The organism is Clostridium sp. CS1-1 (assembly GCF_056135525.1).
On the sequence record NZ_CM148680.1, the window covers coordinates 875,606 to 899,033 of the forward strand.

Consider the following 23,428-nt stretch of genomic DNA (forward strand, 5'->3'; position numbering starts at 1 on the left):
GTATTTATTATGAGTATTTATTATGTTCCACCAATCAATCTTTTAGGAAAAGATTGTCTTAAAGAAGCGAAAGGGCCAATCAAATCATTAGGAGCAAAAAAAGCATTTGTAGTTAGTGATAAGTTCCTTACTTCTAATGGAACCGTTAAAAAGGTTACTGATATGTTGGAAGAAATAGGAGTTTCATATGTTATTTATAATGATGTAAAGCCCAATCCAACTGTAAATAATGTAAATAATGGTTTGAAAGTTCTTAAAGAAGAAAACTGTGATATTGTTATTACAATTGGTGGGGGATCACCACAAGACTGTGGTAAGGCAATTTCTATCCTTGCTACAAATGGCGGAGTTACGAAGGATTACGAAGGAGTAAACAAGACAACTAAAAAATGTCTTCCTATAATCGCTATAACAACTACAGCAGGTACTTCTGCAGAAGTAACTATTAACTATGTTATTACAGACGAAGAACGTCATGTGAAAATGATTATGGTTGATGCTAATTCACTCGCTACTATGACTGTAAATGATCCAGAGTTAATGATAGGTAAGCCAGCTGGACTTACAGCTGCTACAGGTATGGATGCATTAACACATGCTATTGAGGCAGTAGTTGCAAAGGGGGCATATGATGTTACAGATTCTACAGCTTTATATGCTATCAAACAAATATTTGAGTTTTTACCAAGAGCTGTTAAGGACGGTAGTGATATAGAGGCTAGAGAGCAGATGTGTTATGCTTGTTTCTTAAATGGAATTGCTTTTAGCAATGCTGGTTTAGGTAATGTACATGCTATGGCTCATCAGCTAGGGGGATTATACGATTTGCCACATGGAGTATGTAATGCAATGCTTCTTCCTTATGTTGAAGAAGAAAATGCTAAGGAAGCTCCAGCTAAATTCCGTCCAATAGCAAAAGTTATAGGTATGAATGTAGAGGGTAAATCTGATAAAGAGTGTGTTGATTTTGTAATTGATAAGATTAAGGCTCTTTCTGAAGAGGTTGGCATTCCTAAGTCTTTGAAAGATGTAGGTGTAGATAACCCTGACTTTGAAAAGCTTGCTGAATTTGCTATGAAGGATGCTTGTGCAGGTGCTAATCCTGTGTTCTTTGATAAAGAAAATTTAATTAAGTTATTTAAAAAGATTGCTTAATTATAAATTTTTACTTCAAAGAGGGTATGAATTAAAGTAGAGATAGAAAGAGAAGTATCCTAAAGTTCTTTTGCAGACTATCTTTATAAAGAATAAGAGCATACTTTGTACTTATTAAAAGTAGGAAGAAGTAGAATTTAGAGTAGGTGTATATAATTCGTAAAAGTTATTTACACCTACTGTTGCCTATAAAGAAAGATTTTGTAAGAGATTTAAAGAAGAGAAGATAGGTGATGTAACTGAAATTATATAGGGGGAAATAAAACTTATTTATTAATAAAAAGGGGGAGATTGAATGAATTTCAGAAGTGAAAAAACCTTAAGAGGAATAGAAAATCAGTATTATAGAGCTACTATGAAATCCATGGGATTTTCAACTGATGATTTGCGCCGTCCAATTATCGGTATTGCTAATTCATGGACTGAGGGTGTGCCAGGGCACTTTAATTTACGTCAGGTGTCACAACGAGTGAGAGAGGGTATTTATCGTGCAGGAGGAACTCCTGTTGAGTTTGGAACGATTGCATGCTGTGATGGTATGGCACAGGGGCATGACGGGATGCATTTTATTTTACCTTCCCGCCAGATTATTTGCGATAGTATAGAGACTTTTGCAAAAGCACAGTTAGTAGATGCATTGGTGTTATTAGGGTCCTGTGATAAAATTGTGCCAGGTATGTTAATGGCAGCAGCCAGACTGGACATACCATGTATTCTTCTTCCAGGAGGTCCGATGGAAGGCGGTATTGTATTTGATGGTAGAAAGTCTGACCAAACCTCCAGTGCAGAAGCATTAGGAATGCTGAGCGCTGGAAAGATTACTGAAGACGAATATACTGTTTTAGAAAATTTAAGTTGTCCGAGCTGTGGTTCCTGTGCTTTTCTTGGCACAGCAAATACTATGTGTTGTCTATCAGAAGCTATGGGAATGACTTTACCGAATGGGGGGATGACTCCTGCAACTTCAGCTGATCGTTTAAGACTTGCAGAAGAAACCGGAATTAAAATCGTAGAATTAACTAAGAAAAAAACTACCGCACGTCAGATTATCACGGAGGATGCGATTCGCAATGCTATTAAGATTTGTCTAGCCATCAGCGGAAGCACCAATGCCGTTATGCATTTAACAGCAATTGCCTATGAAGCTGAACTTAATATAAATGTATTGAAGGAATTCGATAAATTAAGTCGTGAAACACCACAAGTGGCAAAAATTAATCCATCTAGTCAATATAATTGCATTGATTTTCACTATGCTGGTGGAGTACCACGTGTCATGAAGGTATTAAAGACAAAATTGGGCATGAATGCTATGACGGTTACAGGTGAGACAGTCGGAGAAAATATCAAGACTCATATCTACCAATATCCAGAAAATACGCGAATAATTCGCTCAGCAGAGGATCCTTTTGGATTTCAGGGAGGAGTAGCTGTATTAAGAGGAAATTTGGCTCCTGATACAGGAGTAACCAAACCAGGTGCTTTTGATAAGAGTCTTTATCATTTTACTGGAGAGGCGATTTGTTTTGATAGTGAAGAAGAGGCAGAAGAAGCAATACTGACCGGAAAAGTTAGAGATGGACATGTTGTGGTAATTCGTTATGAAGGACCAAAAGGAGGTCCTGGGATGAGAGAGATGTTTAAGGCTATGAAGTATCTTTATGGCCGTGGATTGGCTAAGACAACAGCCCTTATAACAGACGGAAGATTTTCAGGTACAAACAATGGTTGTTTTGTAGGACATATTTCTCCTGAAGCAGCAGAAGGTGGTCCGATTGCTATTGTAGAAGATGGAGATAAAATTGAAATCGATGTAGATAACCGTAGCCTAAAATTATTAGTTAGTGATAGCGAAATTGTAGAGAGAATGAAAGAATGGAAACGACCTGAACCTAAATTTAAAAGAGGTTATTTGGCACTTTATTCTAAGTTTGCAACATCAGGCTCCAATGGTGGAATATTGAAACTTGATTAAGGGTAATAATCCAATAGCGTCCGGGTTTCAATATTTTGCCATAATATTATCTGAAATGTTTCCAGAAGGGGGCTTCTTATATACCACTGACTTAAAAATTTTATCAAGACAATCTTCAAAAGAGTTTGATATGCCTAGTATACATGTTGGATAAATTGCAAGTTGGATAAATTGCAAGAAAGTGATATAGCTTCAAAAGTCATTAGAACTAAGCCTATGAAAACTGGAGAGATTGACGCAAGTAAATATGGGATGCTAATGCTAGTTATCAGTTATCCAATATTTGATGAAGATGATAATAGTGAGATAGTTGGTACTTTTGGAATTGTTATCCCGAAAAAATCTGCGGCACAATTACGGGAAGTATCTAATAATCTACAGAATGGACTGAATGGTATATCTTCTGCAATTCAGAAATTGACTGCTTCGGCAGATTAAATACACGCAAGCGAGTATGAACTTAACTCAAGTATAAAGGTAATATATAATTTATCTGAAAACATTAACCAAGTTTCTACATTCATAAAACAAGTTTCTGGACAGTCTAATATGTTAGGATTAAATGCTTCAATTGAGGCTGCTAGGGCAGGAGATGTAGGTCGTGGTTTTAGTGTTGTTGCTCAACAAATAAGAAAACTTTCCGAGCAACCAAAAATCACAGTTCTAAAGATAAAGGAGCTAACAGATTGTATAAAAGAAAAATTAGATATAACAAGTAAACGAAGTGAGATTGCCTTGGAATAGACTCAGGAGCAAGCTGCTGCTTCAGAAGAAATTACTGCTAGTATTGGAGGATTAGACGATTTGTCGGAGAGTTTAAATAAAATTGTTAAGAATATATAACGAAATTTATCTTATCTAACTCAAGTTTCACTTAGTAAATTTTAAAAAGCATGGGGCTGTCGCATTAGCATAAAAAAATATGCCAACGCGGCAGCGTTTTTCAAGTATTCTATACAAAAATTCATGATATTTTAAACCCAAATAAGTTCAATAATTAAAAAATGGCGCACTTTAATAAGCCTTTGATATTAAGGCTTTTTTGATTTATATGGCTTTTAAAATTAGGCACTCTTTTTAAGTGGAAAAAGATGTGTTCCAGTTCTATCTGACTGAATTTTATTATGTAGCTTATTTATATTATGTGCCATCGCTAACAGAATACTTTCTGCCAAAATATTCTTTTTACCTTTACTTAGATATCTACGAAATCCCATATCCTGTTTTATCTCTGCAAAAGAGCCTTCGGCTTGAATACTTCGATTCATTCTTAATTCGCAGCCTTCTTTACTGATAACTCTTTCAAGATTCTCTTTGCGAAGCATGTTAAACAGCTTTGAAGTCTCAAGATTTTTAACTCTTTTTTCTAATGGTATTTTGCAGTTATGCCCTTTTATACATTTGCTCTTATGCTGACAGTTACTGCAATCCTGAGAAGTGTAAATTGTTTTTTCACTTATATAACCAGTCTTACTTTTTCTTTTTACTATTTTATTTACTGTCAGCTTTTTATTATTTTTGCAAGTGTAATAATCACCCAGCTTGGTATAATCCATGTTTTCTATTCTACTTATATCATTTCTATATTTCCTTGTTTTCGATATTTCATAATTTGCAGGCTTAATATATGACAACTGTCCATTCTCTTTAATATAAACATAATTTTCCTCACTCTCATAACCTGCATCCGCAGCAATTTTAAAATACTTAAAATACAAGAAATTTTCCATGCTTCTTATAAATGGAATCAATGTTGTTGTGTCAGTAGGCTGATTGCCTACAGTAAGCCACACTATATATTCAGAATCTACTCCATGCTGAACATTGTAACCTGGTTTTAACTGGCCATTTTTCATTGCATCTTCTTTCATTCTCATAAAGGTTGCATCTTTATCTGTCTTAGAATAGCTATTACGGTTACCGCAGGTATGGATTTTCTGTGTATATTCTTTTAACTTACCAAGATATTCCTCGAGTTTTTCAATAGAACGTTGAATAGGAGTTTTTCTTTTACCACATCCATGTACAAATTCTATATTTTCTTCTTTTTTCAAGGCGTAAGGCTTCTTGCGTAGCTTTTTTACATGCTTTATCTTTACTTTGTTTTCGTATACAAGCTTTATTCCATACAGCCCTTCACATTCAGCTACGAAATTAGCTAGTTTAGTAAGTAATCTCTCTAAATTTTTTGAAACTGCTTTTTTCCAAACGAAAGTATACTTGTTAGCACATGCCTCTATCTTTGTACCATCAATGAATATAGCATCTCCTAATATTTCTCCAATCTCATAAAGAAAATTTGTCATTTCAGCCATAATTGTTTCTGAACAGGGAGCAAAGTGAAGACTACGAAACCTTGCAAAAGTAGAATGGTCTGGTACTGGCGAACCTTCTAAAAGGTACATGAAGTTTACATCTCTTCTGCAGGAGGTTTCCATTATTCTAGAAGAATAGTTGCGATTCATGTAAGAGTAAAGTACAATCTTCAGCATTTGACGAGGCGTAGCCTGACTTTTCCCTAATCGGGAATAAGTCGAATATAAATCTGTTAAATCCATCTCCTCTACAAACTGACTTAGCAAACGCACCGAATCATTATTGGGAATCATGTACTCAATATTTAGTGGAAGTTTTAATTGATAATTTCCACGATTTGAAGTATAATTTTTATGTAAATTAATGTATTTGGTCATATGTTAATTTTACCATAAGTCTTCCACTCTTCCGAGTGGGAGATTTATTTTTTTGTACAAAAAGCTGTCGCACTAATTATTTTAGTGCGACAGCCCCATGTTTTAATTCTATTAAGGTTTTATTCAACGGTTACGGACTTTGCTAAATTTCTTGGCTTATCAACGTCACAGCCCTTTTGCACAGCCATATAGTAGGCAACAAGCTGAAGTGGTATAACTGAAAGTACAGGTGATAAGATGTCTATAACTTTCGGTAAATAAAGTGCCGAATCTACGGTACTTTCTATGGATGTATTACCCTCAAATGCAAATCCAAGAACGTTAGCACCTCTAGTTTTAACTTCTTTGATATTACTCATCATTTTACTATATAAATCCTCTTGGGTTGCAAGAGCAACTACAACTGTTCCTTCTTCTATTAATGCGATTGTACCATGTTTTAATTCGCCACCTGCATAAGCTTCTGAGTGAATATATGATATTTCCTTAGTTTTTAAAGAGCCTTCCATTGCAACTGCGTAATCAATGCCCCTACCAAGGAAAAACATATCCTTATGCATATAGCTAGTTGATGCGAATCTCTGAAGTGCTTCCTTGTGTTTTAACACTTCCTCAACTTTTTCTGGAAGAGTAAGCATCTCATTTTTTAATTTTTCAATTTCTTCTGATGTTAATGTGTTTCTATGTTGTGCAAAATAAAGAGCAAGTACATACATTAAAATCAATTGAGTAGTGTATGCTTTTGTAGATGCAACAGCTATCTCTAATCCTGCCCAAGTATATAGAACATCATCTGCTTCTCTTGCAATTGAGCTCCCAACTACATTAGTTATAGCTAGAACTCTTGCCCCTTTAGCCTTGGATTCTCTCAATGCTGCAAGGGTGTCAGCAGTCTCGCCAGATTGACTAAGAGCAATCATTAATGTCTTTTCATTTATAATAGGATCTCTGTATCTAAATTCTGAAGCAATATCTACCTCTACTGGTATTCTAGCCAATTTCTCAATAACATATTTTCCTATAACGCCGGCATGATATGCAGTGCCGCAAGCTATTATATATATTCTATCAATATTTTCTATCTGTTCTTTTGTTATTTTTATGTTATCAAGAGTTATAGATTTTCCAGGAACAATCCTCGAAGTCATAGTATCCTTAATTGCTTTTGGCTGCTCATGGATTTCTTTTATCATAAAATGCTCATAACCGCCTTTTTCAGCTGCATCAGCATCCCAAGTTACACTGTGAAGTTCTTTATTTATTTCTTCACCTTCAGGAGAATAAATTTTTACACCTTCATTATTTAAAACTACAAATTCTTTATCATTTAAATAATAAACATCTCTTGTACGATTTAAAATTGCAGGAACGTCAGATGCGATAAAATATTCATCTTTACCGACTCCTACTATAAGAGGACTATCTTTTCTCACTGCTACTATTTTGTCAGGTTCATTAGATGATACTACTCCTAGTGCGTAGCTTCCTTCCATTTTTGAAACAGCTTTCATAACGGCATCAAGTAAATCACCATCATAAAAATGATTAATTAAATTTGGTATAACCTCTGTGTCTGTTTCTGAGTAAAATTTATATCCTTTTGAAACAAGCCATTCTCTCAAATGAAGGTAATTTTCTATTATTCCATTATGAACAACACTTATAGCACCATTGTCACTTGTATGAGGATGTGAATTTAAATCAGATGGTTCACCGTGAGTTGCCCATCTTGTATGGCCAACTCCAATTGTACCGTTAATTGGGTGGTCATTTAATTTATTTTCAAGATTTATAAGTCTTCCTTTGCATTTAGAAATTTCTATATTACCATTATTAATAACTGCTATGCCAGCTGAGTCATATCCTCTATACTCAAGCTTTGATAACCCCTCAATCAAAATTGATGATGCTTCCTTTCTTCCTATATAACCTACTATTCCGCACATAAATATCTTCCTTTCTTTCTTGTGTTTCAATTAAAACTTGACTCAAAAAAAGGAAAAATAATTGTTAATAGAGCAATGTGAAACTTGAATCAGATAGAGTATCAAATTCATCTGATCCTTAGTTATCAGATAAAGATCTTTAACAGCACCTGATTGATTTGTCCTAAGAATTACTTCGTAGCTTTGTCAATCGTTAACGGTAGTGCTTTAGCATCTTCAAAGAAATAACTAGTCAGTATGCTAGTATATTTTGCGTCATACTGCGTCGTCAGAACCCTTAGATAGGTTCGGCTATCTGCGGAACCTTCCTCCTTGTCTGACGCAAAATATCCGTCGCATCTTTGACCTGTTATTTCTTTGAAGATGCCTTATACCGTAGGGCATCCGCCGATTATCGATAAACCCTATCCTCGTCAACTCAAGTGAGACTCCAAATCTACGATTTGGTTAGTCGAACTTACTCAGACGCTAGTCTGAGTTTCATTTAAAAAATAAAATCTTTGATTTGGTTGCTGGAACTTACTCAGACCTCAGTCTGAGTGTCCTTATAAAATAAAATCTGCGATTTGGCTAGTCTCACTTAAGTTCTGGCGCTTTAATTTTAATGTATATACTTTAAATCCACCTCCAACAATATAAATATATTACTTTCTCTTATTTGAGTCATAACTTAATTATATTTTCACTAGTAGATACCCGTCAATATAAAGGGGGATGTATATACTTCAATATTGTCATATAGTTTAACTGCCAAGATTGAAGTGTTATCTGTTGCAAAAATATAAATTAGATATTTCAAACTTGTCACAAAATTGCATTGCCAACATTAAAGTACTGCATGTTGAAAAAACGTTTACTTTATCTTAAAGTATACTCATGAACACAAACCAAATCATCAAGACAAATTAAACCGAGGGGGGTACAAACAATGGAAATATCTAAAAACTCATCCAATGCTACCTTAAATAAAGGTGGTAGTAGTAAAGCTAAGTTGCAAAAGTTTGGTGGATTTCTTTCAGGTATGGTATTACCTAACATTGGAGCTTTTATTGCTTGGGGACTTATAACAGCATTTTTTATTCCCACTGGTTGGATGCCTAATGCAGCTTTTGAAAAACTAGTTGGTCCTATGATTACTTATTTACTTCCTATATTGATCGGTTATACAGGTGGTAAGCTTGTTTATGGAGTAAGAGGAAGCGTTGTTGGTGCGGTAGCAACAATGGGCGTTATTATAGGAGCATCAATACCTATGTTCCTTGGAGCAATGGTAATGGGTCCACTAGGTGGATATCTAATTAAAAAGTTTGACCAACTGATTGAAGGAAAAGTTCCAACTGGATTTGAAATGTTGGTAAACAACTTCTCAGCAGGAATTTTAGGTGGATTACTTACATTACTAGGATCATCTTTCATTGGTCCGGTTGTAAACGGTATATCCGTTGCTATTGGAAGTGCGGCTTTATTGATAACACAAAAGGGATTATTACCTCTTATAGCAATATTAGTTGAACCAGGTAAGATATTATTCTTAAATAATGCAATAAATCATGGCGTATTCTCTCCATTAGGTATTGAGCAAGTAAAAACTGCTGGAAAATCTATTTTCTTCTTAATTGAATCTAATCCAGGTCCAGGTTTAGGTTTATTATTAGCTTATATGTTATATGGTAAGGGAAATGCAAAGCAATCTGCATCAGGTGCTGCAATAATTCATTTCTTTGGTGGTATTCATGAAATATATTTCCCATATGTTCTAATGAATCCTATACTAATACTTGCTGTAATAGGCGGTGGAATGGCTGCTAATTTAACATTCGTAGTAACTAAAGCAGGACTTGTAGCACCACCTTCACCAGGTAGTATATTTGCAGAACTAGCAATGTGTCCAAAAGGTGGTTTTTTACCAGTTATAACTGGTATAGCAGTAGGTGCAGTAGTTTCATTCTTAATAGCATCAGTTATTCTTAAGAGAAGTAGTGTTGGTGCTGAGGATGATTCATTTGATAATGCTAAAAATTTAGTATCGGATTTAAAATCAGAAAGCAAAGGACTTAAAGTTGAAAAAATAGTAGAAAAGTCTATAGAAATTCCGAATTTAATAGTATTTGCATGCGATGCTGGTATGGGTTCATCTGCAATGGGAGAATCTATACTTAAGAAAAAGATAAAAGATGCAGGATTAAGCATAGTTGTAAAACATTCAGCAGTTAACGAAATTCCACAAGAAGCAGAGGTAGTATTTACTCAAGAAAGCCTTGCTGGAAGAGCTAGACAGGTTGTACCTAATGCAAAAATCATAACTATTAAAAACTTTCTTGATAACACTACTTACAATGAGTATATTGAATCTTTAAAAAAATAATAAAAATAAAATGAATGGCGGTGAAAATTATGATGGACTTAACTGCCAGGCAAAAGTTTGTTTTAAATACAATAATAGAGAAAGGTCCCTTGAGTATCAAGGACCTTTCTAAACAAATTGATGTAAGCAACCGTACAATATCAAGAGATATGTCGGTAATTAACAAATTTTTATCTGATAAAAATATAACTATAAGCGAAAATAATTTAGGTTTATATATAGAAGGTAAAAAAGAGAATATAAAAAGCGTTCAACAATTACTAGGAGGTATTCCTCTGCAATGGTTGTTATCACAGGAGCAAAGATTGTTACTTATAACGGCACAGCTGTTAGTAGCCCATGAGCCATATAAGTCTGCTTATTTTAGCTATCAGTTTAATGTTGTTGAGGGAAGCATAAGCCTGTATATGGATAAAATTGAACAATGGTTAAACATTCACAATCTCTCATTTAGCAGAAAAAGAGGCTATGGTATAGTGGTCGAAGGTTCAGAATGGAATAAAAGAAGCTCATTTGTTGAATTACTTTATGAGTATAAGCCAATTAGTGAATTACTTGCTTTTGTATATGGTAGTCAAAATGAGCCAACTATAAATGCTTTTTTTAAGACAATTTTTGGCGAAGAGCTAATAATGATTTCAAAAAATTTGCTTGCATTAATTAATAATCAAATAATAACAAGTGAGGATGACATAGCTTATTTTAGTTCTTTTATTCACATTTTGTTATCACTAAAAAAGACTAAACTTAGTTCTCCAATAGAACTTCCAGCATATTTAGTACAGGATATTTTAGTATCTAATGAATTTTCCTTTATTAAAGAGATTAAAGAGTATCTAGTTTCTTTAAGTATAAATCTCGTAGATAGCGAATTAGCCTATATAGCAATTCAGCTTATGGGAAACAAGTATATTTATAAGACTGACAGAAAGTTTAAAGAGTTAGGCGTTCCTATGGAAGATTTATCAACTGAAGTTGTATATGAAGTAGGTAAAAAATTAAATATGAAAATAGAATGTGATGAACAATTAATACTAGGCTTATCACAACATTTTAATCCAGCCTTGTACAGAATTAATATGGGTATACAGGTAAAGAATCCATTAGTGGATGAAATTAAACAATACTATGGAGATTTGTTTAAAGCTGTTGATTATGCTTGTAGATTAGTCTTTTCAAAATATAACATCACCATGTCACAAGATGAAATAGGATTTATAACCATGCATATAGGAGCAGCCATAGAAAGAAGCAATGCTTATAATAATAAGCTAACTGCTCTAGTAATTTGCCCTAATGGAGTTGGAACTGCTCGAATATTATCACACAAAATTAAAGCGTCAATACCAAGTATAGAATCAGTTACTATATCATCTTTCAAAGATTGGTCAGAAGGGGATAGTGAATACGATATAATCCTTTCAACGGTTAACATTGATCATAAAACAAGTAATAAAAATATAATAACAGTGTCACCATTTCTACAAAATGGAGATATAGATAAAATTAATAATTTTATTAATTCAAAGATTTTAGGTAGTAGTATAGTTAACAATATTACGCCATTACCAAAGGTTGAGATGTATGAGGACCCAATAACAGATGAATACAATGTAATTAATAATATATTGAAAAAAATACAACTTGAAACTTTTGATACTAATTCATTTAGTGAGCTAATTACATTAGTAACAGAAAATCTAGTTGATAATGAATTAATAGATGATAAAGAAGAAATTAAAAACTTGATACTTAAAAGAGAAGAATTAGGCAGTGTAGTTATTCCTAATTGTCATGTGGCATTGCTGCATACAAGATCTGATGCTGTCAAAAATCCTTGTGTAGGAGTATACAGATTAAAAGAGCATATGAAACTAAAAAGTAGTGGATTTGAAGATGAAAATGTAGATACATTCATAGTATTACTCGCACGAAAGAACGAATTTAGTTATGTTCTTGAACAAATGGGTAAGATAAGTATTTCTCTAATTGAGAAAAAAGATTTTACTGAAATATTGAGGCTTGGAGATATTAAAGATTTGCGAAATTCTATAATTAAGATATTAAATGAGGAGGAACCTTAAATGGAATTAACAGTTTTAAATGAAAAAAATATTGTATTAAATGTAGCAGCAGAAACAAAAACAGAAGCGATCGAGAGAGTTGGAAACCTGCTCGTACAAAATGGATATGTAGAAAAAGAATATATAGAAGGTATGAAAGGGAGAGAGGCTGATATTACAACGTATATCGGCAATGGTATAGCAATTCCCCATGGAATGAATGGATATGTTAAATATATCAAGAACTCAGGTATAGTAATAGCTCAATACCCTGGTGGGATAGATTTTGGCGAGGGAAATACTGCTTACCTTGTTATAGGAATTGCAGGAAAAAATGATGATCATATGAGTATACTTTCTAAAATCGCTATTGCATGCCAAGATGAAGAAAATGTAAAGAAGTTAATAGACTCAAAAGACAAGAAGGAAATAATAGATATTATTATGGAATGTGACAATGACTAAATAGAATATATGAAACATTTGCAATAAAATATTAGTAATGATTGGAGTGAAATTATGATTACAACAGTTACTCTTAACCCTGCTGTTGATAAGACAATAGAGATAGATAATTTCCGCGTAGGTAATGTAAATAGAATTTCATCCACTAGACTTGATGCCGGTGGTAAAGGTATAAATGTATCTAAGGTTATACAAAATTTAGGTGGAAGAAGTAGAGCAGTTGGAATACTTGCTGGAAACAATGGAGGTTTCATTAAAGAGTATCTAGATTCTATTAAAATAGAAAATGATTTTATATTTATAGATGGAGAAACAAGGGTAAATACAAAAGTTGTGGATAGAGTAAACCATACTAATACTGATATAAATGAAAGTGGACCTCTAGTATCTAGTGAAAATCTTGATAAATTATGCAGCAAGTTTTATGAAGGCATAGAAAAAAATTCAGTGTTAGTTTTCTCAGGTAGTATTCCACAAAATGTGGACAAAGATATATATAAGGCTTGGATTGAAAAAGCTAAGGATAAAGGCGTAAAGGCAATTTTAGATGCTGATGGTGAGTTGTTTAAGCAAGGCATTAAAGCAGGTCCATATCTTGTAAAACCTAATATTCATGAACTTGAAGGATTGTTTGGACAAAAAATTAATAGTATAGACGAAACAGTAAAGTTATCTAGAGGATTGCTTGATTACGGCATAGAGATTGTAGTGGTTTCCCTTGGAGAAGATGGAGCGCTATTTGTTAAAAAAGATTTAGCAATTCTAGCAAAGGGAATAAAAGTAGAGGTTAAAAGCACAGTTGGTGCTGGTGACTCAATGGTAGCAGCGCTTGCGCTGGCGATAGACAAGGGATACGACTTTGAGAAAGCAGTAAAACTTTCAGTAGCATGTGGCACTGCTAGCGTTATGACATCAGGAACACAAGCTGCAGACTTAAATACTATTATTGAATTTGAAAGTTTAGTTGAATTTGAATATATAAATTATTAAGGAAAATAGGAGGAATTTATAATGAAAACAAAAGCAGTAAGACTTTATGGAAAAAATGATTTAAGATTAGAAGAATTTGAATTACCTGAAATAAAAGATGATGAAATATTGGTACAAGTTATTACAGACAGTTTATGTATGTCCTCATATAAGGCTGCTATTCAAGGTGAAGACCACAAAAGAGTACCTAATGATGTAGCTGAAAATCCTATAATAATTGGACATGAATTCGCAGGAAATATAGTAAAGGTTGGTTCTAAGTGGAAGGATCAGTTTAAAGAGGGAGAAAAGTTTGCTATACAACCAGCTTTAAACTATAAAGGAAGCCAAGCATCACCAGGATACTCTTATCCTTACTTTGGTGGAGATGCTACTTATACTATAATACCTCAGGAAGTTATGGAACTTGGTTGCCTTTTACATTATAATGGTGAATCTTATTATGATGCATCCTTAGCAGAACCAATGTCTTGTATAATAGGAGCCTTCCATGCTAACTATCATACAACACCAGGAAAATATGAGTATAAGATGGGAATCAAAGAAGGCGGAAAGATGGCAGTTCTTGCAGGAACAGGCCCAATGGGACTTGGAGCAATAGAATATATGCTTAACTGTGATAGAAGACCATCATTACTTGTAGTAACAGATATAGACGATAAAAGAGTTGAAAGAGCAAAGGCTATATATGAAAAGGCAAAGAAAAACGGTGTTGAATTAGTATTTGTAAATACTAAAGGAATAGAAGATGTTCCTGCATACCTAAAAGAAATCACTGGTGGCACAGGTTATGATGATGTATATGTTTATGCTCCAGTAGAACCTTTGTTAGAGCAAGCTGATAAGATATTAGCTAGAGATGGATGTTTAAATTTCTTTGCAGGTCCAACAGACACGAATTTCTCAGCAAAGTTTAATTTTTACAATGTACACTATTCATCAACTCATATTGTTGGTACGAGCGGTGGAAACACAGATGATATGATTGAATCTCTAAAGATGACTGAAGCGAAGTTAATAAATCCTGCAGTTATGGTAACACACATTGGAGGACTTGATTCTGTAGCAAAAGCTACTTTAGACCTTCCAAAGATTCCAGGGGGAAAGAAACTTATATATACAACTATAGAGTTAGAACTCACAGCAATAGATGATTTTGAAGCAAAAGGTAAAACAAATCCTGTTTTTGCAAAATTAGATGAGATAGTAAAGAGAAATAATGGTTTATGGTGTGTAGAGGCGGAGAAATACTTGCTTTCAGAGTTAAGTAAATAATATAGCAAGGAAAAGAGGGCGAGATTTGTTCGCCTTTTTTCTTTGCTATACTATTTTTACTTTATAGAATATAGGTGTATAATATAAGCTTAATAGAAAGTTGAAAGGAGCAAATATATGAAATACACTATCGATGTACATACACATACTACAGCAAGTGGTCATGCTTATACTACACTATTAGAAAATGCAAAGCATGCAAGTGAAACAGGTATTGAGCTTTTAGGCACTGCAGACCATGGTCCAGCAATGCCTGGGTCACAACATTATTGGCATTTTGGAAATTTTAAAGTGCTGCCTAGGGAGATTTATGGAGTTACTATGCTTTATGGTTGTGAAGCTAATATTATTGATTATGAAGGAAATATAGACTTGCCAATGAAAATACAGGAAAATTTAGATTTTATGATAGCTAGTATCCATGATCCAGTAATGAAGGTAGATGTAGGTGCAGATTTGAATACTACTGCTTTCTTAAAGGCTATGAATAATCCTAATGTTCATATTATAGGACATGCAGGTAATCCTAAGTTTCCGATTTATGAAGAAGAATTAGTTAAAAAGGCAAAAGAAAAGAATATACTTATTGAGATAAATAATAGTTCATTTGTAAGATCAAGGATTGGAAGCGAAATGACTTGCACTAAAATAGCCCGTTTATGTAAAGAGCATAGAGTTAAGATAATATTGAATAGTGATGCACATTCATGCTTTCAAATAGGTGAGTTTGATGTTGCAGTTAAAATGCTCAAAAGTATAGATATGCCAGAAGAATTAATTATAAATAGAAGTAAGAAAGAATTAATAGACTTTCTAAAAGACAAGGGAAAACGCTTCTAATACTTGATTATTGTGGAGAGATATCATGAAAAATGAAAAAATTTATACACTAAGTGAAATTTCGATAAAAATTAGTAGCTTTGCAATACAAGCAATACTTTATGAGGTTGCTTGCTATCCATCACCAGGATTAGTATCACCAGTATCTAATGGCGCACATAAGGATATGAATTATTTTACTTTTATTGATAGTACATCGGTATTAAGTAAATATTTTGCTTTATTTGTACAAGAGGGATATACAGATAAGTCATATAAAGATGTTTTTAATAATATAAGAGCTATTGGGATAGAAGCAGAAAAAGATATGTTTATAAAAACAGGGGGAATAAATACACATAAAGGTATGTTATTTTTGATAGGTGTAGCTTGTGCAGCAGTTGGTAGAGCAATTTATGAAAAAAGGAATTTTAGAGAAGTACAAAATATTATAAAAGAGATGACAGCAGGTATAGTGGAGAAGGAACTCTTAGCTCTAAAATATAGCTCCAGCGTATCACATGGTGAAAAGCTATATTTAAAATATAGAAATGAGGGGATAAGAGGTGAAGTAGAGAAAGGAATTCCTACGGTTTTTCACTTTTCATTAGAGTTCTATAAACAAAATATAGATTTAGACATTAACGATAGATTAGTCCACACACTAATTGGAATAATGCAGATTTGCAATGATTCTACCATTATTCATAGGCATAACCCGCAGGTATTAGAGGAAGTAAAAGAAAAGGCAAAAAATATAATCACACTTGGAGGAATGAAAACTTCTTATGGCAGGGAGAAAATAAATAACTTATGTGAAGAATTTATAGAAAAAAACATAAGCCCTGGTGGAAGTGCTGACTTACTTGGAGTAACGGTGTTTTTGTATTTAGTAGAACAGTATATGAGCGGTGCCAACAGATAGATAAGAATTTCAAAAAAGAACGTAGATAGATTTGATTTATACAAATCTATCTACGTTCTTTATTCTATAAGTTTATTCATCTGAACTGCAATAGTTTTTAAATCATCCGCACTAGCTGTAATCTCTTCACTGGTTGAAGCGGTTTCATTAATGGATTTAGCGACAACTTTAAACTTATTTATAGTGTTTTCTATTGTTCCAATAATATCAGAATTGAAATCTACTACATTTTTAGTTTCATTCAACAAGGTATTCATTAAAGTGTCAACTTCTCTAATATTATTTCCAGATTCTTTTAATTTCTTTATCATATCTATTACATTATTTACTGTATAATCCAATAATTCATGTCCAGAAATTATTTTTTCGTTATTTTCTTTCATTAGTTCTTCTACTTCATATATTCTATCTTTAAATTCATTGATAATATTGCTAATATCATTTGATGATGATCTACTATGTTCTGCAAGCATTCTGACTTCTTCAGCTACCACTGCGAATCCTCGCCCTGCCTCACCAGCTCTGGCTGCTTCAATGCTTGCGTTTAATGCTAATAAGTTTGTTTGGTCTGCAATATTACTTATTACAGATAATATTTCATCCATTTGCTTTGATTTTTCTTCCAAAATATTTGTAGCATTAAAAGTAATTTTTATACTTTCAGCGATAGTGTTTATAATTCCTAGCACTTCTTTTAATGAACTTTCATTCGTATTGGATACATCTATTAAATTAGAGGAAGCATTTTCAATATCTTTCACCTTAAATGATATATTTTCATTTATACACGATAGGTCTTCTAGGACTTTCATGTTTTGATTAGATTTATCTAACATTTCATTTGAATTGCTACTGATATCTTGACTTGTGCTTGCAATTTCTTGCATAGACCTATTTTCTTCGTCTATAACAGAGGTTAATACATTACTAGAATCTAATAGAGTTTGTGCAAATTCAGAAATTTTATTAAATAATTCTGATATATTCTCATTTTTCTCTCTAAGCGATTTTTCATTAACCTCAATTTCTTTTAGCAACTTAGATGCCAAGAACGAAAGACTGAAAATACCAAAAGATACAAGAGTTATAACTAAAATCCTAATAACAAGCTCTCGTACAAAAACTTGTTTATCTGGTAAAAGCAATGGGTTTAAATTAAATACCAAAATTTGACACAAAACACCCAATATGATGGAAGATGTAACCATTTTAATATCCAGAAATAAAGCTGCTAATATTATAAAATAAAAAATAACTATCCATAATTCTTTTGATGGAATCATAAGTGTTATGTATGTATAATTCATACAAAAAAGTAACATTATAATTAATTTTATATTTCTTAAGCTTTTCTCCCATTGTCCTTCTTGCAATGAGACTTTATACATAATCCCAAATACTAACAATTCGAGTACTGCCAGGAATTCAAATCCAATCAAATAGCCCCACTTTATTTCAGTGTACATGCCAATATATTTCATAAATATAAACAACATACCGCCTAGGCATGTGCTTACAGAGTATATGGCTAGAATAAATTTTAATGTTTTTTTCTGATAATTAATTATAGTCCCAATTGAGTTTTTCACAAATTTCATCTCCCCCATCTATTTGTTATTAATAATTCTAATATATTAAAGCTTTGTATTCGGAACTTATTATTTAATATTGCAACAAAGCTAACATTATATGATTTTAATATATCTGAATAAAAGTTGACTTTGAAAAATCATATACAAAAAACTTTCAGTAAAAATAATCGTTGTTATCTAATGTAAGCATGTATCGAAGTATTGGGAATCAATTCTTATTTTATCATAATTATACTAAAAATGAAATTACTTAATATCAAATTATATACATTTATACTAAAAAGTTAATGAATGATATTATAAAATTAAATATGTAATTAAAATTATGATGTAGAATGAAATAGAATTAATTAGATAAAGTTAGATACTAATAGGTAATTTGTCTAGAATATGTTGTATGAATTGTAATAAAGTTGGTTATTATGGATTATTTTGCTATAATGATACTCATCATGAAGAAATAGCTAAAACAACTCATGGTATGTATAGAAATTTTAACCAAGTGGGGAAGGGAGACTAAAGTAAGTATTATGAATATAAAAGAAATTGACAAAGTTTTTAAAGAATTATACCAGATAACGTTACTTGAAAATATAGCCTTTCATAAAATTATAGATGGAGAACTGGAGCCTGTTCATATGTTAGAGACAGAAAAGTTAAGTTCTAAACAATGGAAAGAAGCTCATAGTAAACTCCACGTTAAGGTGATTGGAGATCCAGTGCTTGAAAGAGCGGTTAAAGGAGAAATAGTATATATAAATGATATTGCAAATGATATAAATTCATCTCCTGCTTTTAAATCTTTTGGCATAAAAAGCATAGCTGTATTTCCTTTATTTAGGGATAGCAAAGTATTTGGGATTATTGTCATTCCTGCTTTGAAGGAAAAGTTCAATTTTAGAGACGATATTATAGACAGATGTAAAAAACTAATTACAAATTTTAATAAAGACATTATTTAATTGCTAATATTATCTACTAGGAAAGGATGTTAAATAATGAAAATAAGTGAAATAATTTTAAGATATTTATATGATAATGGAGTGAAAACAATTTTTGGCATTCCTTCTGGTACTATAAGCCCAATAGTGGACAGCTTTAATGATTTTAACGAAATAGAATACATTATAACTAAAAACGAAGCAGCTGCTTCTTATTCAGCTTGTAAATCAGCCAAGGTCTCACAAAGGTTAGGTGTATGTCTTATATCAGGCTCAGTTGGGGTAGGGAATGCTATGAATGGTATAGCTGAAGCGACAGTATCTAAAGCCCCTGTACTGATAATTAGTGGACATGTAGCTAGGTGGCAGCAAGGGCTTGGAGCAATACAAGAGCCTATGGCCGAAAGATATTTAAGTGGATTTGCAAAGTATACAAAGTATATAGATAAAAGTGAAGATGTAATTAAAGAAATTAAAAAAGCTATAGAAATTGCTTATGAACATCCACGAGGGGCTGTGCATATCGGTGTTCCTATAGACGTACAAAAAGAAGAGTATAAAGGAATACCTTATGAAATAGCAGAGATTAAAAAAATAATTCCTGATCTTGAAAAATTGAGTGAGGCATCAACTTTAATAAATAAATCTAATACTGGGTTACTAATAGTAGGCGGCGGATGCAGAGGACTTGGAGATAAAGTTAAAAAATTAGCTGAAAGGTTAAATTGGAGAGTAGTTTCAACTATTTCTGGCAAATCCGTAGTAGAAGAAGAGTTCAGATTACATATGGGTTATTACGGATTTTCAGGTACATCACTTGCAGATAGATATATATCCAATGAAAATCTTGAGTGTGTTATAGCTTTAGGTACTAGACTTGGAGAATGTTCAACTCAAAATTTCAGTAAAGAAATTATTAAGAATAAATTAATACATATTGATGCAGATAAAGATGTTTTTAATAAAGCTTATAAAGCAGATGTAGCAGTTATTGCAGATCTAAGTGAAGCTTTAGATTATTTAATTGAAAATATAGAACAAAAGTTTATCAATAATGATGTTACCGAGCCGCTAAATGAACCCTATATTTGTAACCATAATGGGTTGTCTCTGAGATTACTTGCCGAAAAAGTAACTAATATACTTCCTAAAAACACATTTTATGCTAATGACATAGGAAGTTCTAAAATATTCAATTTAAACTTTATGCGGTTACCAAAAGAGGGTGACTTTGAGTGCAATGTTAACTATGCATGCATGGGAAGTTCAATAGGGGCTATGGGGATAAGTAGACTCGACCCTAATAGAACTGTAGCTGTATTTATTGGAGATGGTTCATTTTATATGAACGGTATGACTGAACTGTTAACGGCCAAAAAATATAATATGAAAATAGTATACTTTGTAGTTAATAATTCGGTACTAAGGTTTGTTAATGATGGACATAAAAGTATATTTGGAAGAAGTTTTGAAGAATTTTCTGATGAACCTATTAATATAGCAGAAACTGTTAAGTGTATGGGGATGAAATCTATAAGAATCATTGACAATTCAGAGATAGAATTATTAAAAGGTTTCTTAGTAGACGTAAATGGGCCTATAGTTGTAGAGTTAGTAACGGATTCATCAGAACCTATACCTACCAATAGGTTTAAAGATTTATCTAGGAAAAATTAAAACTAAATATTATTAATACAATATAATTTAAAATTAATTAAAAATCATTTTTTCAAGCGATTTCAGTTTGTAACCACATGGAGCTTGGAAAGATGATTTTTTTATTTTAAATATAGGACTGAATAATACAAAATACTAGCATTGGCAAATACAAAAGTAAAAAAATTTACGATGTGAGTAAAAAATAATTTTAGTTGATATTAATTATTAAGTAATATATAATATTATTAAGGTTAAATTATTGTCAAACGAAGGGAGTAATAAACTATGAAAGTAGCAGTTATAGGTTGTACCCATGCTGGTACAGCAGCAATTATAAATACAGCGAAGTTATACCCAGATGCTGAAATTACTGTATATGAAAGAAATGATAATATATCCTTTTTATCTTGTGGAATAGCATTATATGTAGGTGGAATAGTTAAGGATGTTCAAGGATTATTTTACTCTTCACCAGAAGAGTTGGGAAAATTAGGTGTAACTACTAAAATGAAACATGATGTATTAGCGGTAGATACAGATGGAAAGAAATTAAAAGTCAAAAACTTAGATACAAATGAAGAGTTTGAAGATAAATTTGATAAGTTAATAATAACTACTGGTTCATGGCCAATTGTTCCTCCAATCGAAGGAATAAACTTAGAAAATATACTTTTGTCTAAAAACTTCTATCATTCAAATACAATAATTGAAAAAGCAAAAAATGCTAAGAATATAGTAGTTGTTGGAGCTGGATATATAGGTGTTGAACTTGTAGAAGCTTTTGCAATGAATGGCAAGAAAGTTACATTGATTGATGCTGAAGAGCGTATTATGAATAAATATTTAGATAAAGAGTTCACAGATATAGCAGAAAAAGCATTTTTAGATCATGGTGTTAAATTAGCCTTAAGAGAAAAAGTTGTTAAATTTGAGGGTGAAGGTGGAAAAGTTTCAAAGGTTTCTACAGATAGAGGTTCTTATGAAGCGGATATGGTGATACTTTGTATTGGATTTAGACCAAATACAGAATTATTTAAAGGACAACTTGAAATGTTGCCAAACGGGGCTATTATAGTAGATGAATATATGCATACAAGTAAGGAAGGTATATTTGCAGCAGGTGATAGTGCTTCTGTAATATACAATCCAACAGGAAGACGTCAATATATGCCACTTGCTACAAATGCAGTTCGTATGGGAACTTTAGTTGCTAGAAACTTAGTAAGTAATACTACTAAGTACATGGGAACTCAAGGAACTTCTGGAATTAAGATCTATGAATATAATATAGCTTCTACCGGTCTTACTGAAGAGTCAGCTAAGAGAGAAGGAATTGAGGTTAAAACTGTTACAATCACAGATAATTATCGTCCAGAGTTTATGCCTACTTATGATGCTGTAACAGTAAAAGTAGTTTATGAGAGAGAATCTAGGGTGATACTAGGTGCGCAGATTTGTTCGAAGACAGACTTAACTCAATCTATAAACACATTATCAGTATGTATTCAAAATAGAATGACTGTGGATGAGTTAGCATTCGTTGACTTCTTCTTCCAGCCACACTTTAACAAACCATGGAACTTCTTGAATTTGGCGGGGTTAAATGCAGAATAGAGATCAGCAGTTTAGGCAGGGCAAGGTATTAATATACTCACATCTTCTGTATTGTTAACTGTTTTTAAGTGACTCTAAAGCTTGAAGGTACGTAAAAACAAGAACTTTTCAAACTCGCTGACGCTCAGACAATGAAAAGTTCTAAGTCTTTACGTACCTTATTCGCTAAGAGTCACTAAAAAACAGTTAAATATACGTCAGATATGAGTATATTAATACTATTCAGCATTAACTTACTTAAACTAAATTATGCATTTAAATAAATGAGATGCAGTAATACTTTGATATAATGTATAATTACCCCGTAAATGTGGAATATTTAAAGTGTTAAAATAATAAATTATTTATGAGGTGATTAATATGTCTGTTAAAAATGCAATGACAGCTGATTTTTTGCGTTCTGCTTATGGTGGAGAAAGTATGGCTCATATGAGGTATTTAGTTTGGGCAGACGCAGCAGATAGAGAGAAATTTCCTAATATAGGAAGGCTTTTTAGAGCGGTAGCCTATGCAGAGTGGGCTCATGCAAAAAATCATTTTACTGTACTTAAGGATCAAGTTGGAGATTATACAGTTCCAGCAGGTGCTGTATTTGGGCTTACAAATACAGTTGAAAACCTTCAAGGAGCAATAAATGGAGAACTTCACGAAATAGATCAGATGTATCCAGTATATTTAAATACTGCAAGATACCAAGAAGAGAAAGATGCAGAAAGGTCATTTCATTTTGCTGTTGAAGCAGAAAAACAACATGCTGAACTTTTCAAAAAAGCACAGGATTCTGCAAAGAATGGAAAAGATATTGGTGATGATAAATTCTATGTATGTCCAGTATGTGGGTATACAGTAATAGAAGATGACCTACCAGAAAAATGCCCTGTATGCGGAGCTAAGAAAGAGGTATTTAAGGATTTTTAAAATAAAATGCCATTAACTAAGAAAAAAGTTTTA

At 32.6% G+C, this 23,428-nt stretch carries 20 protein-coding genes; 17 read left to right on the forward strand and 3 right to left on the reverse strand.

What is annotated here, in order from left to right:
- Positions 1 to 9: 9 nt before the first annotated feature.
- From AC0N0V_RS03920 to AC0N0V_RS03940, 5 genes are all read left to right on the forward strand, one after another.
- Positions 10 to 1,155, forward strand: coding sequence for an iron-containing alcohol dehydrogenase (locus AC0N0V_RS03920; RefSeq protein WP_474462234.1), 1,146 nt, complete (start codon positions 10 to 12; stop codon positions 1,153 to 1,155).
- A 295-nt stretch (positions 1,156 to 1,450) separates the two neighbouring features.
- On the forward strand, positions 1,451 to 3,130 hold the full coding sequence (gene ilvD / locus AC0N0V_RS03925; protein ID WP_474462235.1) for a dihydroxy-acid dehydratase: 1,680 nt from the start codon (positions 1,451 to 1,453) through the stop codon (positions 3,128 to 3,130).
- Complete coding sequence (locus AC0N0V_RS03930) at positions 3,123 to 3,284, forward strand: hypothetical protein (protein WP_474462236.1); 162 nt, start codon at positions 3,123 to 3,125, stop codon at positions 3,282 to 3,284. The genes ilvD and AC0N0V_RS03930 overlap by 8 nt, the downstream gene beginning before the upstream one ends.
- Positions 3,285 to 3,292: 8 nt before the next feature.
- On the forward strand, positions 3,293 to 3,568 hold the full coding sequence (locus tag AC0N0V_RS03935; RefSeq protein WP_474462237.1) for a hypothetical protein: 276 nt from the start codon (positions 3,293 to 3,295) through the stop codon (positions 3,566 to 3,568).
- A gap of 33 nt (positions 3,569 to 3,601) precedes the next feature.
- The gene (locus AC0N0V_RS03940; RefSeq protein ID WP_474464437.1) at positions 3,602 to 3,874 is read left to right on the forward strand and encodes a methyl-accepting chemotaxis protein; all 273 of its coding nucleotides are present in this window, start codon (positions 3,602 to 3,604) and stop codon (positions 3,872 to 3,874) included.
- Positions 3,875 to 4,194: 320 nt separating this feature from the next.
- On the opposite strand, the gene AC0N0V_RS03945 is transcribed toward AC0N0V_RS03940, so the two are convergent.
- Together AC0N0V_RS03945 and glmS are read right to left on the reverse strand one after the other, a co-directional pair.
- Positions 4,195 to 5,823, reverse strand: coding sequence for an IS1182 family transposase (locus AC0N0V_RS03945; RefSeq protein WP_474462238.1), 1,629 nt, complete (start codon positions 5,821 to 5,823; stop codon positions 4,195 to 4,197).
- A 119-nt stretch (positions 5,824 to 5,942) separates the two neighbouring features.
- Positions 5,943 to 7,769 (reverse strand): glutamine--fructose-6-phosphate transaminase (isomerizing), encoded by a 1,827-nt coding sequence (gene glmS / locus AC0N0V_RS03950; protein WP_474462239.1) that lies wholly within the window; start codon positions 7,767 to 7,769, stop codon positions 5,943 to 5,945.
- Positions 7,770 to 8,697: 928 nt separating this feature from the next.
- Here glmS and AC0N0V_RS03955 point away from each other — a divergent pair.
- The 7 genes from AC0N0V_RS03955 to citG all read left to right on the forward strand — a co-directional run bounded on the left by AC0N0V_RS03955 (position 8,698) and on the right by citG (position 16,671).
- Positions 8,698 to 10,134: a PTS mannitol transporter subunit IIBC gene (locus AC0N0V_RS03955; RefSeq protein WP_474462240.1), complete on the forward strand. Its 1,437-nt coding sequence runs from the start codon at positions 8,698 to 8,700 to the stop codon at positions 10,132 to 10,134.
- A 29-nt stretch (positions 10,135 to 10,163) separates the two neighbouring features.
- Positions 10,164 to 12,218 carry a BglG family transcription antiterminator gene (locus AC0N0V_RS03960; RefSeq protein ID WP_474462241.1) on the forward strand — a complete coding sequence of 685 codons (2,055 nt, stop codon included), beginning with the start codon at positions 10,164 to 10,166 and terminating at the stop codon, positions 12,216 to 12,218.
- Entirely contained in the window at positions 12,219 to 12,662 is a 444-nt protein-coding gene (locus tag AC0N0V_RS03965) for a PTS mannitol transporter subunit IIA (RefSeq protein ID WP_474462242.1), read from the forward strand.
- 54 nt (positions 12,663 to 12,716) lie between these two features.
- Positions 12,717 to 13,652: a 1-phosphofructokinase gene (gene pfkB / locus AC0N0V_RS03970; protein WP_474462244.1), complete on the forward strand. Its 936-nt coding sequence runs from the start codon at positions 12,717 to 12,719 to the stop codon at positions 13,650 to 13,652.
- Positions 13,653 to 13,673: 21 nt separating this feature from the next.
- A complete protein-coding gene (locus tag AC0N0V_RS03975; protein ID WP_474462245.1) occupies positions 13,674 to 14,927 on the forward strand; it encodes a zinc-binding dehydrogenase in 1,254 nt (417 codons plus the stop codon).
- A gap of 117 nt (positions 14,928 to 15,044) precedes the next feature.
- Complete coding sequence (locus AC0N0V_RS03980; protein ID WP_474462247.1) at positions 15,045 to 15,767, forward strand: phosphatase; 723 nt, start codon at positions 15,045 to 15,047, stop codon at positions 15,765 to 15,767.
- Between the two features lie 25 nt (positions 15,768 to 15,792).
- Positions 15,793 to 16,671: a triphosphoribosyl-dephospho-CoA synthase CitG gene (gene citG, locus AC0N0V_RS03985; protein ID WP_474462249.1), complete on the forward strand. Its 879-nt coding sequence runs from the start codon at positions 15,793 to 15,795 to the stop codon at positions 16,669 to 16,671.
- Positions 16,672 to 16,730: 59 nt separating this feature from the next.
- On the opposite strand, the gene AC0N0V_RS03990 is transcribed toward citG, so the two are convergent.
- Positions 16,731 to 18,260, reverse strand: coding sequence for a methyl-accepting chemotaxis protein (locus tag AC0N0V_RS03990; RefSeq protein WP_474462252.1), 1,530 nt, complete (start codon positions 18,258 to 18,260; stop codon positions 16,731 to 16,733).
- Between the two features lie 400 nt (positions 18,261 to 18,660).
- Between AC0N0V_RS03990 and AC0N0V_RS03995 the strand changes: the two genes are divergently transcribed.
- The 5 genes from AC0N0V_RS03995 to AC0N0V_RS04015 all read left to right on the forward strand — a co-directional run bounded on the left by AC0N0V_RS03995 (position 18,661) and on the right by AC0N0V_RS04015 (position 23,395).
- Positions 18,661 to 18,783, forward strand: a complete 123-nt coding sequence (locus AC0N0V_RS03995; protein ID WP_474462253.1) for a hypothetical protein — start codon at positions 18,661 to 18,663, stop codon at positions 18,781 to 18,783.
- Between the two features lie 10 nt (positions 18,784 to 18,793).
- Positions 18,794 to 19,225 (forward strand): GAF domain-containing protein, encoded by a 432-nt coding sequence (locus tag AC0N0V_RS04000; protein WP_474462254.1) that lies wholly within the window; start codon positions 18,794 to 18,796, stop codon positions 19,223 to 19,225.
- A 36-nt stretch (positions 19,226 to 19,261) separates the two neighbouring features.
- Positions 19,262 to 20,881, forward strand: a complete 1,620-nt coding sequence (locus tag AC0N0V_RS04005) for a thiamine pyrophosphate-binding protein (RefSeq protein ID WP_474462255.1) — start codon at positions 19,262 to 19,264, stop codon at positions 20,879 to 20,881.
- A gap of 267 nt (positions 20,882 to 21,148) precedes the next feature.
- On the forward strand, positions 21,149 to 22,477 hold the full coding sequence (locus tag AC0N0V_RS04010; RefSeq protein WP_474462256.1) for an FAD-dependent oxidoreductase: 1,329 nt from the start codon (positions 21,149 to 21,151) through the stop codon (positions 22,475 to 22,477).
- 360 nt (positions 22,478 to 22,837) lie between these two features.
- Complete coding sequence (locus tag AC0N0V_RS04015) at positions 22,838 to 23,395, forward strand: rubrerythrin family protein (RefSeq protein ID WP_474462257.1); 558 nt, start codon at positions 22,838 to 22,840, stop codon at positions 23,393 to 23,395.
- The last annotated feature ends 33 nt before the right edge of the window (positions 23,396 to 23,428 follow it).